General features: G+C 66.7%; 11 protein-coding genes. 1 reads left to right on the forward strand and 10 read right to left on the reverse strand.

All coding sequences use genetic code 11. The features are described 5' to 3' along the window. The first annotated feature begins 21 nt into the window (after positions 1-21). On the forward strand, positions 22-2241 hold the full coding sequence (locus ACZYZE_RS16475; protein WP_459318258.1) for an NADP-dependent isocitrate dehydrogenase: 2220 nt from the start codon (positions 22-24) through the stop codon (positions 2239-2241). An 89-nt stretch (positions 2242-2330) separates the two neighbouring features. On the opposite strand, the gene ACZYZE_RS16480 is transcribed toward ACZYZE_RS16475, so the two are convergent. From ACZYZE_RS16480 to ACZYZE_RS16525, 10 genes are all read right to left on the reverse strand, one after another. Beyond that, a complete protein-coding gene (locus ACZYZE_RS16480; protein WP_459318259.1) occupies positions 2331-2825 on the reverse strand; it encodes a mucin-associated surface protein in 495 nt (164 codons plus the stop codon). Beyond that, positions 2822-3964: a serine/threonine-protein kinase gene (locus ACZYZE_RS16485; protein WP_459318379.1), complete on the reverse strand. Its 1143-nt coding sequence runs from the start codon at positions 3962-3964 to the stop codon at positions 2822-2824. The genes ACZYZE_RS16480 and ACZYZE_RS16485 overlap by 4 nt, the downstream gene beginning before the upstream one ends. A gap of 553 nt (positions 3965-4517) precedes the next feature. Continuing rightward, positions 4518-5867, reverse strand: a complete 1350-nt coding sequence (locus tag ACZYZE_RS16490; protein WP_463908931.1) for a hypothetical protein — start codon at positions 5865-5867, stop codon at positions 4518-4520. 113 nt (positions 5868-5980) lie between these two features. After that, positions 5981-7051 (reverse strand): Gfo/Idh/MocA family protein, encoded by a 1071-nt coding sequence (locus tag ACZYZE_RS16495; protein ID WP_463908933.1) that lies wholly within the window; start codon positions 7049-7051, stop codon positions 5981-5983. Positions 7052-7177: 126 nt separating this feature from the next. Beyond that, positions 7178-7903 carry an ABC transporter ATP-binding protein gene (locus ACZYZE_RS16500; protein WP_463908935.1) on the reverse strand — a complete coding sequence of 242 codons (726 nt, stop codon included), beginning with the start codon at positions 7901-7903 and terminating at the stop codon, positions 7178-7180. 2 nt (positions 7904-7905) lie between these two features. After that, positions 7906-9342 (reverse strand): ABC transporter permease, encoded by a 1437-nt coding sequence (locus ACZYZE_RS16505; RefSeq protein ID WP_463908937.1) that lies wholly within the window; start codon positions 9340-9342, stop codon positions 7906-7908. Between the two features lie 244 nt (positions 9343-9586). Further along, positions 9587-10687, reverse strand: coding sequence for a substrate-binding domain-containing protein (locus tag ACZYZE_RS16510; RefSeq protein WP_463908939.1), 1101 nt, complete (start codon positions 10685-10687; stop codon positions 9587-9589). Positions 10688-10750: 63 nt separating this feature from the next. Beyond that, positions 10751-12019 (reverse strand): multiple monosaccharide ABC transporter permease, encoded by a 1269-nt coding sequence (gene mmsB, locus ACZYZE_RS16515; RefSeq protein WP_459318264.1) that lies wholly within the window; start codon positions 12017-12019, stop codon positions 10751-10753. A gap of 55 nt (positions 12020-12074) precedes the next feature. Continuing rightward, positions 12075-13631, reverse strand: a complete 1557-nt coding sequence (gene mmsA / locus ACZYZE_RS16520) for a multiple monosaccharide ABC transporter ATP-binding protein (RefSeq protein WP_459318265.1) — start codon at positions 13629-13631, stop codon at positions 12075-12077. A gap of 132 nt (positions 13632-13763) precedes the next feature. After that, complete coding sequence (locus ACZYZE_RS16525; protein ID WP_459318266.1) at positions 13764-14954, reverse strand: ROK family transcriptional regulator; 1191 nt, start codon at positions 14952-14954, stop codon at positions 13764-13766. Positions 14955-15017 lie beyond the last annotated feature (63 nt).

Genomic DNA, 15017 nt, shown 5'->3' on the forward strand with positions numbered 1-15017 from the left:
CTTCAGGGAGACGCCCGAGCAATGGCTAAGATTATCTATACCCACACCGACGAAGCGCCGATGCTGGCCACCTATTCGTTCTTGCCGATAGTCGAAGCCTTCGCTTCGACGGCCGGTGTGGAAGTGGAGACCCGCGACATTTCGCTGGCCGGCCGCATCATCTCCGCGTTCGGCGACTACCTCACGGAGGACCAGCGCGTCAGTGACGCCCTGGCGGAACTGGGCGCCCTCGTGAAGCAGCCCGAAGCCAACATCATCAAGCTGCCGAACATCAGCGCCTCGACGCCGCAGCTCAAGGCCGCCATCATGGAGCTTCAGGGCCAAGGCTATGCGCTGCCGGACTACCCGGACAACCCCTCCTCCGACGTCGAGACGGACATCCGCTCCCGCTACGACAAGATCAAGGGCTCCGCCGTTAACCCTGTGCTGCGCGAAGGCAACTCCGACCGCCGTGCGCCGCTCTCGGTCAAGGCGTACGCCCGCCAGAACCCGCACAGCATGGGCGCCTGGACCTCCGGATCCAAGACCAACGTGGCCACCATGGACAGCGATGACTTCGCCTCCAACGAGAAGTCCGTAGTCATCGCTGCCGACGGCACCATCAAAATCCAGCTGGTCAAGTCAGACGGCACGGTCAAGGTCCTCAAGAGGGCCTTCCCCGTCCTCGCCGGCGAGGTCATCGACGGCACCGTGATGCGCGCCGCCGCCCTGGACACGTTCCTCGCCGCCCAGGTTGCCCGCGCCAAGGAAGAGGGCGTGCTGTTCTCCGCGCATCTCAAGGCCACCATGATGAAGGTGTCGGATCCGATCATCTTCGGCCACGTCGTCAAGGCGTACTTCTCCGAGCTCTTCGACAGCTACGGCGCCCAGATCGCCGCCGCCGGCCTGAGCCCGAACAACGGCCTCGCCGCCATCCTCAACGGCCTCGAGGATCTCCCCGAAGAGATCCGCGGCGATGTGGAGACTGCCATCAAGAAGGGCCTGAACGACGGCCCCGAGCTGGCCATGGTCGACTCGGACAAGGGCATCACCAACCTGCATGTGCCGTCCGACGTGATCGTCGACGCCTCGATGCCGGCCATGATCCGCAGTTCCGGGCACATGTGGGGCCGCGACGGCCAGGAGGCCGACACGCTCGCCGTCCTCCCGGACAGCAGCTACGCCGGCATCTACCAAGTTGTCATTGACGACTGCCGCGCCCACGGCGCCTTCGACCCGACCACCATGGGCACCGTCCCTAACGTCGGCCTGATGGCCCAGGCGGCCGAGGAATACGGCAGCCACGACAAGACCTTCGAGATCCAGTCCGCCGGCACGGTGCAGGTCGTTGACGGCGCCGGCGCCGTGCTGATCGAGCACCAGGTCGCCCCGGGCGACATCTGGCGCGCCTGCCAGACCAAGGATGTGCCGATCCGCGACTGGGTCAAGCTGGCCGTCACCCGCGCCCGCGCCTCCGCCATGCCGGCCATCTTTTGGCTGGACCAGGGCCGCGCCCACGATGCCCGGATGATCGCCAAGGTTGAGGAATACCTCAAGGACTACGACACCGAAGGCCTGCACATTGGCATCATGTCCCCGGAAGAGGCCACGGCCTTCACCCTGGAGCGGATCCGCAAGGGCGAGGACACCATCTCGGTGACCGGCAACGTGCTGCGCGACTATCTGACGGACCTGTTCCCGATCCTCGAACTCGGCACCAGTGCCAAAATGCTCTCCGTGGTTCCGCTGATCAACGGCGGCGGCCTCTTTGAGACCGGTGCCGGCGGTTCGGCCCCGAAGCACGTCCAGCAACTGCTGAAGGAAAACCACCTCCGCTGGGACAGCCTGGGCGAGTTCCTTGCCCTCGCTGTGAGCTTCGAGCACCTCGCTACCTCCACCGGCAACGCCCGCGCTCAGATCCTGGCGGACACCCTGGACCGCGCCACCGGCACCTTCCTGCTGGAGAACAAGTCCCCGAAGCGCAAGGCCGGCGAGCTCGACAACCGGGGAAGCCACTTCTACCTGGCCAAATTCTGGGCCCAGGAGCTCTCCCGCCAGACGGACGACGCCGAGCTGGCCGCCGCCTTCGCTGCGGTCTCCGGCGCGCTGGACTCCGGCGAGGAGACCATCGTTGGCGAGCTTCTTGCCGTGCAGGGATCCCCGGTTGACCTCGGCGGGTACTACCGCCCGAACGAAGCCAAGATCACCGCCGTGATGCGGCCTTCGGCGAAGTTCAGCGAAGTGCTGTCCATGCTGGGATAGCTCCGCTGCGCAGGCCTCCTGCCGGCAACAAAGAGGGAGGAGCCCGCGGGCTCCTCCCTCTTTGTGCACTCATGGCTGACCGGCAGGTCCTAGTCGTCGTCGTCTTTGCCCTTACCTTTGCCCTTGCCGGCCGGTGGCGCGGGCGCGATAGCGGGCGGGGGAGCCTGTGCTGCTGCGGCCGCGGCGGCAGCCTGTGCCGCCGCTTCCTGTTCGGCTGCAACCCTGGCAGCTTCGGCTTCGGCCTGCTGGGCCGTCAGGTCCGCGCGGACGGCATCGACGGATTTCCTGATGCTCTGGTGGCGTTTGAAGGACACCTCCCCGCGGGCAGCGGCTTCATCCAGCTTCGTCACGAGCTCATCGAGGAGCTTGAGCGAACCTGCCGGGTCATTGGCGGCCGCGGTTTCGGTGACGGCACGGACCTGGGACTGAAGCTGTGTTGCCGCGTCGCGGCCCAGCTCCGCGCCCGGCGCGCAGCCGGCCAGGGCTCCGCTGAGCAGTGCCAGGCCGAGAACACCTGCGGCGAACACCGCAGCAGGCCGGGAGGAGCCGCTGCCGTGACGCCGAGGTACCCGCATCCGGCTCATGGTTCCACACTTTTCTGCAGCTGTGCGAGGTGCTCGCCCAGGCTTCCGGGGACGGCGGGATACGGCACGACGGCGGGTGTCGGCGGGGGGCTGGCCGCGAGTGCGACGGCGACACCCGCGGCAACGACGGCGAGGATCGCCAACGACACCACGATTTGGGTTCGGCGGCTGGCCTGCCGGAGGAGCGCGAGCATCCGGACAGCAACGGAGTCACGTCCCGTCCGGGGCACGGTGACCGCATCGGGATCCAGCTGGTACGGGGGGCGCGTTCCGGCGTCGACCTTCGTGGTGGTGCTGGCCAGCCGCGGGGGCAAAGCGGGCGGTGCGGGAAGCACCCGGGTGCGCTCTTCGGCCAGCAGGCCAGGTAGTGACTCGGGCGAGACCAGGGCGTGGCGCAACGCCGCCTCCAGATCAGCGGCGGCCGGCCGGTCCAGCGGATCCAGAGCCGTCATCGCCCGGATCAGCCGGGCCCATTCGGCGGGCACGGCGGCCGGAATCGTTGGGGCCCGATGCAACCGGGCCACGGCCGACTCCACTGCGCTGCCAGGGTATTCGATCTCGCCCTTGATGCATTCGAGCAGCACAAGCCCCAGCGAGTAGATGTCGGTCGCCGGGCCAAGATCGGTGCCCCGGGCCTGCTCCGGGCTCAGGTAGGCGGCGGTGCCCACCATGGTGCCGGTGGCCGTGAGCCGTGTCCCATCCATGATCCGGGCAATCCCGAAGTCGGTGAGTTTGGGCCGCAAAGGCTCGCCGGGGCGGACCGGCACCAGCAGGATGTTGGCAGGTTTGATATCCCGGTGGATGATGCCCAGCGAATGGACGTAGGCCAGGCCATCAGCCACGCCGGCGCCGATGACCGCCACCTCGTTGAGAGGCAACGGGCTGTGCCGGATCCGCGCCCTGAGGTCCTGTCCGTCCACCAGTTCCATGGTCAGGAACGGCCGCGGTTCCTCAGGGACCCGGGTGTCCGTCCCGGCGTCGAAGAGCGTCACGAGGCTTGGATGGTTCAAAGTCGCCAGGAGTTCAATTTCCGCTTCCTGGCGCCTGAGCTCATCAGGATCGGCGGACTGCGGTGCGAAGAGTTTGAGTGCCACGTGCCGGCCGAGATTTAAGTCCCGTGCGGTATACACCGACGCCATGCCGCCCCGGCCGATCACTTCGCCCAGCTGATAGCGGCCGCTCAACAGCTTGGACGTGACGTTATTGGGCGAAATGTTCACGTTGTACCCGTCCCTTCCCCGTGCGCCACGGCGGCGTCACTAAAGAATGATACCGGGATGGGTATCCGCCGCCCTCACGGCGCAGCCTGGATCAGCAGGCCGCGCCGCGGGCGGGTAGCCGCCGGAGCCAGTGAATGCCGTTGAGTCCCCCAGCGGACCCAACGACTTCGCTCCGGCGGTCAGGGGACCTCAACGGGAGCGACTGGCTTCACTAGGGCGGGTGGGCCTCGTGTTGCAGCGATGGTTTTCGCTTCGACGGCAGGCCGGCCGGTGAGGTGCGCCGGGACGGCGTTGAAAGCAGCGCAGGAGGCGCTGAAAGCGTCAGACCTGTGGCCACAGGGGCGTAGGAAAAAGGGGTGCCGAAAAATGGGTCGCGGACGGTGGTATCCATTGGGGAATCTCCTGATTGACTGGTGGCGGGCGCCCAAGGCAGCCCGATTGGCCGTGCTCTGTGGAGGGCAGAGACGGCTAACTAGTCAGGAGATGAACCGGGGTCGGCAGAGACGGCTGAGTGCTCGTGCTGCAGCGGGCCGCGGATGGGGTCGTCGCCGGCCGTGGGGATGACCAGGTAGAGGCTGGGGATCCAGGCGACAGCGCCGGAGGGACCGTTGGAGGAGTGCATATTGCCGGAGCCCGAGCCAGGAGCTGGCGGCAGGGCATTCGGGGCGGGCAGACCTGTCCCGCCGGGCCATGGGCTCGGGTCGTCATGGCCGCTGGGTGGTGTGGTGTCCCCGGCTCCAGGCGCGGGGGCAGCAGGGGGGGCCGCACCGGGCGGGCTGGAAGGCTGCTGGGCATCCACCCGTTGATCGGTGGCCGGCTCCGGCGGCAAGGCGTACCCGGAGCGAAGCCTGCGGGTGTTGGGATCGGCCGGCTGTTCAATCGCCGCAGGCTCGCTCACGACCCCGAAGTCCGTGGGGTTTCCGTATTCCACCGCGGCTTCCGCCACCGGGAATGCCACGGGGACGACGGCCGCCAGCCCTAGGTCCACGGGAGGCACCAGGGGATCAACCGGCGGAATGACAACGAGTCCGGGCCCCGGCAACGCCGGGTCAACGGGCAGCGCAGGATCCGGAACCGCAGGATCCGGAACCGCGGGGTCAACCGGCAGCGCCGGGTCAATGACCGGCAGTGTGGGGTCCGGAACTGCAGGGTCAACGGGCAGTGCGGGGTCAACGGGCAGTGCGGGGTCAATGACCGGCAGTGCGGGATCCGGAGCTGGAGCAGGAGCCGGTGGCGGGTCTGTCGGGTCCGGCGATGGCTGAGGTGGGGGAGCGGGCCGCGCAGGATCCGGCGGCGGCGGGCTCGGTGCGGGTACCGTGGGTGACGGGGCGGGCGCCGGCGGAGGCGTCGTCGGCGCGGGCTTCGTGGCGGGAACAACAGGCGGAACCGCAGGAGCCGGCTCGGGAACTACCGGGACCGGCGCGGGATCGGCGGGGGCCGGCGCCGGAGGGGCGGGGGCCGGGACGACAGGATCCGGTGCAGGAGCCGGCGGTGCCGGTGGCGGAACGGGAACGGCGGGATCCGGCTCGGGTACCGCCGTCGGCACGGGAACAGCGGCCCAGGGTGTGCCCCCGGCCGCGAGCCCGGACGCAACGGATCCTGGAGCGCTCTCCGTGGTCACTGCCGCTGCTGTAGTTGCCGCCGGCGCCGTGGCAATCGCAACGGTGGTGCCGGGATCGGCCGTGACCGGGGCGGACGTGGCGGCGTCGTCGGCGTTGGCGGCTGTCGCTGCAAGCGCCAGCCAGGCGATTCCGGCGACGCCGCCCAGAAGCACCCGCCGGATTGGGCGGCGCGCGCGCAACGGGACTGATGCTGGGTCCATGCGCACACCCCATTCCCCGAAAACTCGACGATTGTCTACAGGGTAAGTCCGCGCGCCGGGGCGAGTCCAGAGTGCACGGCAAATTCGGTAGTCTCAGGCACCGGTTCGCACCGTCAGCGGGTGTCGTTCGGGTAGCTGACGCCCAGCTGAGTGCGGACCCCGTCGAACAGCCTCATGGTGTTGAGGGAGTCCTCCAGCGGCATGACCGGGCTCTCGGTGAGCCCCTGCTGGATGCAACGGGTGACCTCGCGGAGCTCGTAGCTGTAGCCCCGGCCGACCACGGTGAAGTGCTCACTGCGCGGCTCCTCGAAGCCGACCCGCACCTGGAGCTCCTTGGGGTTGTTGATCGAGCCGGTGGTCTGCAGGAACCCGAGGCTGCCGGCCACGGTCGCGGTCCGGGGACCGTGCGCCAGCAGAGATGAGGTCAGCTGCGCCTGGGCCCCGTGGTGATACCCGAGGGTCAGCGCGTTCTGGGCGTCCACGCCGTCGTCGTTAAGCCATCCGGTGGCGCTGACGGTCTGCGGGAAGCCCAGCGTGCCGAGCGCCCACAGCAACGGGTAGACGGTCAGGTCCAGCAGGGCGCCTCCGCCGTCCCCTGGCGCCCAGAGCCGCGAGGTGGGCGAATACGGCGCAGGGAAACCCAGGTCCGCGGTGACCCACTTCACCTCGCCGACCTCGCCCGACGCTGCGATCTCGAAGGCCCGCTGCATGCTCGGCAGGAAGCGGCTCCACATCGCCTCCATCAGGAACAGCCCCTCGTGCCGGGCCAGTGACACCAGCTCGGCGGCCTCCCGGGCATTGACGGTGAAGGACTTCTCGCAGAGGACATGCTTGCCGGCGGTGAGGGCCGCCAGCGCTATCTTGTGGTGTTGGGCGTGCGGCGTCGCGACGTAGACGACGTCGACGGCGTCGTCCGCGAGCAGCCGCTCGTAGCCGGCCTGCCCGTGCTGGTCCCCGTAGGCCCTGGCGAAGCCGTAGTCGGCGGCGAAGGCATCCGCCGCTGCCTGGGTCCGCGAACTCACCGCGTAGAGCTCGGCATCGGCCAGGAGCCCAAGGTCGCGGGTCACAGCCGCCGCAATGCCGCCGGTGGCGATCACGCCCCAGCGCAGTTGTGCGCCGGTGGCGGCGCGGGGATCCTGGTCCGGCTGGCTGAAAAGCCAGGGCTTCGCGATGAGGTCAGTCATGGAGCCATCTTCTCACCCGGGCCAGGTGAGGGGCGCGGGCTATGGCAGCGGCCCGGTGAGAGAGGGCCCCGGCGGACCCGTCCTCACCGCTTAGGCACGCCCAACCTGGACCGGTGCCCGCCTGGACTACGCCGGAGCAGTGCTACGCCCCCCAGTACCCGCCGTCGCCCTGCTGCGGGCCGCCTCCTCGGTAAGCCTGCCCTGCTGGAGCCGGAACCGCCGCTCCGTCTTGTTGGCCAGCGACCGGTCATGGGTGACCACAAGGATGGTGGTGTTGTGGTCCCGGCTCAGGGAGCTGAGCAGCTCGATGATGTGCTCGCCGGTCTGTTCATCGAGGTTGCCGGTGGGTTCGTCGGCCAGGATCAGCTTGGGGGAGTTGGCCAGCGCCCGGGCGATCGCCACGCGCTGCTGCTCGCCACCGGAGAGCCGGTTGATCCGCCGCACGTGCTTTTCCGGATCCAGCTGCACCTGTTCCAGCAGCTCCCGGGCACGCCGCAGCCGGGCTGCCTTGCGGATGCCTGCAAACTCCATCGGCAGCATAACGTTGTCCACGGCGGACAAATTCGGGATCAGGTGGAACTGCTGGAACACGAAGCCGATGTCCCGCCGGCGGTACTCCGTGAGCTTGCTGTCCGGCAGGCCGGCCAGGCTCACGCCATCGACCAGCACGTCCCCGCTGGTGGGCTTGTCGAGGGCGCCCAGGAGGGACAGCAGGGTGCTCTTGCCGCTGCCACTCTTGCCCACGATCGAGGCCAAGGTGCCCTGCTCGAGCTGGAAGCTCACGTCGTTGACCGGTTTGATGGTCCGGTCGCCGGACTTGAACACACGGACCAGGTTCTTGACTTCGATCATGGCTAATCTCCTCGGAGGACTTCGATGGGACGGATGCGGGCTGTCAGCAGGGAGGGAACCAGGGCACCGATGATGGCGACGCCGAACACCGCGGCGATGCCGGCAGCAACCACGCCGGGGGAGGCGCTCGCGGTCACCGAGGTCAGCAGCTGGTTGGCTCCGCCAAAGGGGCCTCCGCCGGGAACACCGCCGGGGAAGCCCGCGCCGGGAACACCGCCGGGGAAGCCCGCGCCGGGGCCGCGCTGGCCGGTGGTGGCCGCCGTCGTGGTGTTGGAGCTGATCAGGGCAGAGGCGATCCCGCCGCTGGCGAAGGACGCGACAGCGGCGCCCACCACGCTGCCCATCGCGACGAGCACCAGCGCCTCCAGCCCGAATTGGAGGCCGATGGTGCGGTTGGGGGCGCCGATCGCCTTGAGCACACCGATCTCACGGCGGCGCTCGCGGACCAGAATGATCATGATCAGGAGGATGATCAGGCCGGCGGTGGCCAGCGCGGCAACAAATGCGATGAAGGAGATGTTCTTGACGCTGCCCAGCGAGCTGACGGCGGTCTGGAGGTTCGGCTGGCCCTGGCTGACATCGGCTTTGTCCGATCCGAGCGCGGACTGCAGGGCCGTCTTCGCAGCATCGACGTTGTCCATGCTGTTGACCGTGACCACCATCGTGGACAGCTCGCCGGGGAGGTCCGCGAGGGTCTGGGCGGTGGAGAGCGTGAGGTAGAGGGCGTTGTTGCCGAAGGCCGTGCCGGCGTCGAACAGGCCCGTCACGGTGAAGCTCTGGTCCTTGATGGTGAACGTCGAGCCCAGGGACAGGCCGTTCTTTTCGGCCAGCGTCGTGCCCAGCAGCGCGCCGGTCGAGGCGGCGGTGTAGTCGCCCAGCCCCGTGCCCTGCGTCAGCTCCAGGGCCTTGCCTGTGGCGTCGACCTCCGCGCCGATGCCCGTGGCCGTGACAGGGAGCGAGAACGACGGCGCGGCGGTGCCGGTCCCGGTGGACCCGGTGGCGGCCTGGTTGCGGGCGCCGAGGGTACCGGCGTCGACGGCGGCCGTGAGGCTCGTGGTCACCGAGGTGGCTGACTGCCCGCCGGGACCGCCCGCCCCGCCGGGACCGGCCTGTCCCGTCTGGGCCGCGGCGGTGGCGTTGCGCAGGCGCAGCGCCTTGGTTCCGACGACGGTGCGGACGTTCGGCACTGACGCCGCCGTCGCAGCCTGTTCGGCGGTCAGCGGTTCGCCGCCGCCTTCGAAGCCCTGGCCGCCGGCCGGAGTGACTGTCAGGACGGTGCCTATCGAGGCATTGAGTTCGGAGACCTTCCCGGCCACGGCCTGGTTGGCCACCAACATGGCGAGGGCGAGGCCGATGGCCACGGCCAGGACGGCCACCACCGCCGCGGATCGGACCTTGTTTCTCAAAGCGTTGCCTACACTGCGGGCAAGGACGCTCACGGGACTCCTAGGATCTCAGACCGGACGGATTTGCCGGCGGCTGCTCCCACCTTCGTACGGGCTGCTGTGCGAGCGTCCCGGCCAAGCTGTGGATCCGCTGTGAAGGGTTCCTGCGCGGCACCGCGGCCGGTCCCGCGGCGGCCCGCAGGGCACAAAAAAGAGCCCCGGCCCTCCCTTGCGGGGGAGCCGGGGCTCTCGTGCTGCCCGGGCTTAGCGCCTCAAGCGGTCGTTCCTGTAGCCGGAACTACTTCGTCAGCGGGCCGAGTACCGGATCGTCGGCGTAGGCCGTCTTGACGTTTTGCTTCGTCACGATGACCGGCTCCAGCAGGTATGCCGGAACGGTCTTGACCTTATTGTTGTAGGACTTGTCATCGTTGATCTCGGGCTTCTTGCCTGCCTGGATGTCCTTGACCATGGTGATTGCGTGCTCAACGAGCTTGCGGGTGTCCTTGTTGATGGTGGAGTACTGCTCACCGGCGAGGATTGACTTGACGGATTCAACCTCGGAGTCCTGCCCGGTGATGACCGGAAGCGGCTTGCCGGCGGCCTTGACCGAGGTCAGGACTGCGCGGGCCAGCGTGTCATTCGGGGACAGTACACCGTCCAGGGTTGCGCTGCCGTAGCTGCCGGTCAGCAGGGTGTCGGCACGACGCTGGGCGTTCTCTGCCTTCCAGCCCTGGGTGACTGCCTGCTCGAAGGATGTCTGGCCGGACAGCACCTTGAGGGTGCCGTCGTCGATCTTCGGCTTCAGGATGCTCATGGCGCCGTCGAAGAAGACCTTCGCGTTGGCGTCATCCGGGGAACCTGCGAACAGTTCGATGTTGTACGGACCGGAGGCCTTCTTGGCCTTCATTCCGTCCAGCAGCGCCTGGCCCTGGAGGACACCGACCTTGAAGTTGTCGTAGGCCACGTAGTAGTCCACGTTCTCGGTGTTCAGGAGCAGGCGGTCATACGCGATGATCGTGGCGCCGGAGTCCTTGGCCTGCTTGAGCTGGGTGCCCAGCTGCGCACCGTCGATGGCACCGACGATGATGACCTTGGCACCCTTGGTGACCATGGCGCTGATCTGGTTCTGCTGCTCTGAGACGCCGCCGTTGGCGAACTGCACATCAGCCTTGAAACCGGCGCCGTTGAGCCCGTCGTTGAACAGCTTCTCCGCCAGGACCCAGTTTTCGCTGGTCTTCTGCGGGAGGGCGACGCCGATCGATGAGCTCTTCGGGAACGCCTCGCCGCCGGTGGTGGAACCGCCGGATGTTCCGGTATCGGAACGGCCGCAGGCTGTCAGCGCCAGTGCCGCAATAGCAGCGATTGCTGCTGCCTTTCCTGCTTTACCAATCAGTTGCATTGCTTGGTTCACTTTCTATAGAGGGTGTGCGGAGAATCTTGGGGAGGTGGACCAGGGAAGCGGTTAGGCTCCCTTGGCGATGACCTCTTTGGTGGACGTGACCTCGTCGGGCTTGACCTCGTTGCTCCGGCCGAAGTTCTTCATCATCATGCCGATGATCGACTTCTTGCCCTGGGTCTTGTTGTAGACATCGAAGGCGACGGCGATCAGGAGCACCAGGCCCTTGATGATCTGGGTGAGGTCGGCGCCGACGCCGAGGAGCTGCAGGCCGTTGTTAAGCACGGCCATCACGAGGCCACCGACGATCGAACCGATCACGGTGCCCACGCCGCCGGTCACTGCGGCGCCGCCGATGAAGACAGCGGCGATGGCGTCGAGTTCCCAGCCGACGCCGTCGAACGGGCCGGAAGCGGTGGAGCGGCCGACGAAGATCATGCCGGCGAGGCCGGCGAGGATCGACATGTTCATCATGACCAGGAAGTTGACCTTCTTGGACTGCACGCCGGACAGCTCGGCGGCGTGCCGGTTGCCACCGACTGCGTAGATGTGGCGGCCGATGATGGTCTTGGAGGAGATGAAGCCGTAAATGATCACCAGGACGGCGAGGATGAGGCCCGGGATCGGGAAGGACGTGCCCGGGCGGCCGGTCGCGAACAGGTACGTGGCGTAGAGGATGGCGCCGCAGATCAGGACCAGTTTGGTGATGGTTACCCAGGTCTCGGGAACCTCGGCACCCAGAGCCTTGGCGTTCCGGCGGGAGCGAATCTCGCTGAAGACCACGAAGGCCACGCCGGCCAGGCCGAGCAGGACCGTCAGGTTGTTGTAACCGGTGTTCGGGCCGAATTCAGGCAGGTAGCCGGACCCGATGTACTGGAAGTCGGCGGGGACCGGGATGGTGTTGGACTTGCCGACAAACTGGTTGAAGCCGCGGAAGAGGAGCATGCCAGCCAGCGTCACGATGAACGCCGGAATGCCGACATACGCCGTCCAGAACCCCTGCCACGCCCCAATCAGGACGCCCAGGAGCAGCCCGAACAGGACGCCGAGATACCACGGGATGCCCCAGTCACGGATCATGAGCGCCACGCTGACGCCCACAAAAGCCGCTACCGAGCCGACGGACAGATCGATGTGGCCGGCGATGATCACAAGGACCATACCGATCGCAAGGATCAGGATGTAAGAGTTGCCATTGAAGAGGTTGATGACGTTGCCCGGGGTGAGCGTGCGGCCCTCTGTGAAAATCTGGAAGAAGACGATCAGCGCAACCAGGGCGAAGATCATGCCGAATTGGCGGGTGTTTCCGCCAAAGAGCTTCTTGAGCGCGTTCATTGTTTCAGTCCTTGTTTCCGTCAGTGATCGGAGTGTTCTGGATAATCCCAGAGGGTCAGGCGGTCTTGCGGGCCGAAGTCATCAGTTTCATGAGGCTTTCCTGGCTGGCTTCGTCCTTGTCGAGCACACCGGTGATGGCGCCCTCGAAGATGGTGTAGATGCGGTCCGAAAGGCCCAGCAGCTCGGGCAGTTCCGAGGAGATGACGATGACGCCCTTTCCCTGGTTGGCCAGCTGCTGGATAATCCCATAGATTTCATACTTGGCGCCGACGTCGATCCCGCGGGTGGGCTCGTCCAGGATCAGCAGGTCCGGGTCGGTGAACATCCACTTCGCCAGCACCACCTTCTGCTGGTTCCCGCCGGAGAGCTTGGCGACCCCCTCCTCCACGGACGGAGCCTTGGTCCGCAGCGATTTGCGGTACTGCTCCGCGATGGTGAATTCCTGGTTGGCGTCCACGACATTGTGCTTGCTGATCTTCTTCAGCGCGGCGGAGACAGTGGTGGCCTTGATGTCGTCCAGAAGGTTCAGTCCCAGGGACTTGCGGTCCTCAGTGACGTAGCCCAGTTTGGCGTCGATCGCCTGCTTGACGTTGCGAAGGTGGATCTCCTTGCCGTCCTTGTAGACATGCCCGGAGATGAAGCGGCCGTACGAGCGGCCGAAGACGGAGCGGGCGAGCTCGGTGCGTCCGGCGCCCATCAGACCAGCGAAGCCGACGATTTCGCCGCGGCGGACGAAGAAGTTCGAGTTCTTGCAGACCAGGCGGTCCTGGATCTGCGGATGGCCCACATTCCAGCCCTTCACCTCGAAGAAGACCTCGCCGATCTTGGGCTCGTGGTCCGGGAACCGGGATTCCAGCGTCCGGCCCACCATGCCCTTGATGATGCGGTCTTCGTCGACTCCGTCGGCCTTGACGTCGAGCGTCTCGATCGCTTTGCCGTCGCGGATGATGGTGATGGAGTCCGCGATCTGCTCGATCTCGTTGAGCTTGTGGGAAATGATGATGCAGGTGATGCCGCGGCCCTTGAGGCCGAGCATCAGGTCCAGCAGGTGCTGGGAGTCGGATTCGTTGAGCGCGGCCGTGGGCTCGTCCAGGATCAGGAGCTTCACCGACTTGTTGAGCGCTTTGGCGATTTCGACCAGCTGCTGCTTGCCGACGCCGATTTCCTTCACCGGGGTTTCGGGATCCTCGCGGAGGCCCACCCTGGCCAGCAGCTCGGTGGAGCGGGTCCGGGCCTGGGCCCAGTCGATCACGCCGCGCTTGGTGGGCTCGTTGCCGAGGAAGATGTTCTCCATGATGGACAGTTCCGGGATGAGCGCGAGCTCCTGGTGGATGATCACAATTCCGGCGTGTTCGCTGGCCCGGATGTCCTTGAACTCCTGGACTTCCGCCTGGTAGACGATGTCCCCGGTGTAGCTGCCGAAGGGGTAAACGCCCGAGAGCACCTTCATCAGGGTGGACTTGCCGGCACCGTTTTCCCCGCAGATGGCGTGGATCTCACCGGCCTTCACCCGCAGGCTCACTTCGGACAAGGCTTTAACGCCGGGGAACTCTTTGGTGATGGAGCGCATCTCGAGAATTATCGGATCGCTGTGCGTGTTGAGGGACGTCATCTGCCCTTACGCCTCCAATACATGACTTCGTTGTCCGGCCCCTGCAAACCGCAGGGCCGTCTGATGGAAAAGTAAACTGGATCACAGGGCTTGTCGTCAAGTCTTTAACGCAACGGGCCGGTAACGAATATCCTAGTCGCGCCGGATTCCGGCGTGCTGGAAGACCAGCGAGGTGGCCCCCAGGGCCTCCGCCCGGCCACCCAGCGACGACATCGTGAGCGTGGTGGTCTCGCCAATGACGGGCACCGCGTGACGGACCAGCCCTCTCCTGATCGGGTCCAGGAGGAGCTCTCCCAGTCCGGCAAGCGGGCCACCCACCACAATCACCTCGGGGTTGATCAGGTTTGCCACGTTGCCCAGTGCGCGGCCGACGGCGAGGCCGGCATCGTCCACCACGCGCAGGGTTGCGGAGTCCTTGGCGAGGGCCTTGCGGACGATGTCCTCCGGCGTCAGGGGCTTGTCCTCGCCCCGGCTCAGGAGCTCGATCATGGTGGTGGTAGAGGCGATGGTTTCCAGGCAGCCTCTATTCCCGCAGCGGCAGATGAGTCCGTGTTCGTGGATGGTGGCGTGGCCGATTTCGCCGGTGATTCCGACGTTGCCGTAGTACGGTATTCCGTTGAGAATCAGGCCGGCGCCGATGCCCGAACCGATCTTGAGGAACATCAGGTTGCTGATGCCGCTGTGCGGTCCCCACGTAACCTCGGACAGTGCGCCCAGATTGGCGTCGTTGTCCACGAAGACAGGGAGATCCAGGGCTTCTTCCAGGCGATGCAGGATGTTGATGCCCACCCATTCGGGCAGGATGGCGCCCTGTGCCACGGTTCCCGTGCGGCGGTCGATGGGGCCCGGGATGCCGACGCCGGCGCCCACCAGGGCGCTGCGTTCGACGCCGCTGTCCGCCAGAAGCCGGTCCAGCACTCCGACGGCGGCGGTGATGCCCTCCTCGGCGTGGTGGCCCAGGGGAAGCAGGACGGATTCCTCGGCGATCACGTGGTAGCTGAGCGAGGCAAGGACCACGCGCAGGTGCCGGCGTCCGAAGTCGATTCCGACGGCGACGGCCCCGTTGCTGTTGAGCCGGACGTTCAGGGCGCGCCGTCCGGAGCTGGTTATCGGCTCGGTGGACGCCAGCCCGGCGTCCTGCATGATCTTGACGATGTTGGAGACCGTGGCGGTGGAGAGGCCGGTCTGACGTGCCAGTTCTGCCTGTGTGGACGGGCCGGCCAGAAGGCATTCGATGATCCGCTGTTGGTTCAGATGCCGGAGTGCGGATTGTGATCCGGGGTTTTTGGTTCGGCTCCTCGCTGAGCGCGTTGGTGAGGGCATGAAATGAAGCGTGACGCATTCCGGGCTTGTAGTCAAGAAGTTAACGCAAGGCGGATCGGGAAG

It is taken from the genome of Pseudarthrobacter woesei, from assembly GCF_055412745.1.

Excerpts from the sequence above, each read along its gene's own strand:
- ACZYZE_RS16475 (WP_459318258.1), top strand. The coding sequence starts at position 22 with ATGGCTAAGATTATCTATACCCACACCGACGAAGCGCCGATGCTGGCC.
- ACZYZE_RS16480 (WP_459318259.1), bottom strand. The coding sequence starts at position 2,825 with ATGAGCCGGATGCGGGTACCTCGGCGTCACGGCAGCGGCTCCTCCCGG.
- ACZYZE_RS16485 (WP_459318379.1), bottom strand. The coding sequence starts at position 3,964 with ATGGCGTCGGTGTATACCGCACGGGACTTAAATCTCGGCCGGCACGTG.
- ACZYZE_RS16490 (WP_463908931.1), bottom strand. The coding sequence starts at position 5,867 with ATGGACCCAGCATCAGTCCCGTTGCGCGCGCGCCGCCCAATCCGGCGG.
- ACZYZE_RS16495 (WP_463908933.1), bottom strand. The coding sequence starts at position 7,051 with ATGACTGACCTCATCGCGAAGCCCTGGCTTTTCAGCCAGCCGGACCAG.
- ACZYZE_RS16500 (WP_463908935.1), bottom strand. The coding sequence starts at position 7,903 with ATGATCGAAGTCAAGAACCTGGTCCGTGTGTTCAAGTCCGGCGACCGG.
- ACZYZE_RS16510 (WP_463908939.1), bottom strand. The coding sequence starts at position 10,687 with ATGCAACTGATTGGTAAAGCAGGAAAGGCAGCAGCAATCGCTGCTATT.
- mmsB (WP_459318264.1), bottom strand. The coding sequence starts at position 12,019 with ATGAACGCGCTCAAGAAGCTCTTTGGCGGAAACACCCGCCAATTCGGC.
- mmsA (WP_459318265.1), bottom strand. The coding sequence starts at position 13,631 with ATGACGTCCCTCAACACGCACAGCGATCCGATAATTCTCGAGATGCGC.
- ACZYZE_RS16525 (WP_459318266.1), bottom strand. The coding sequence starts at position 14,954 with ATGCCCTCACCAACGCGCTCAGCGAGGAGCCGAACCAAAAACCCCGGA.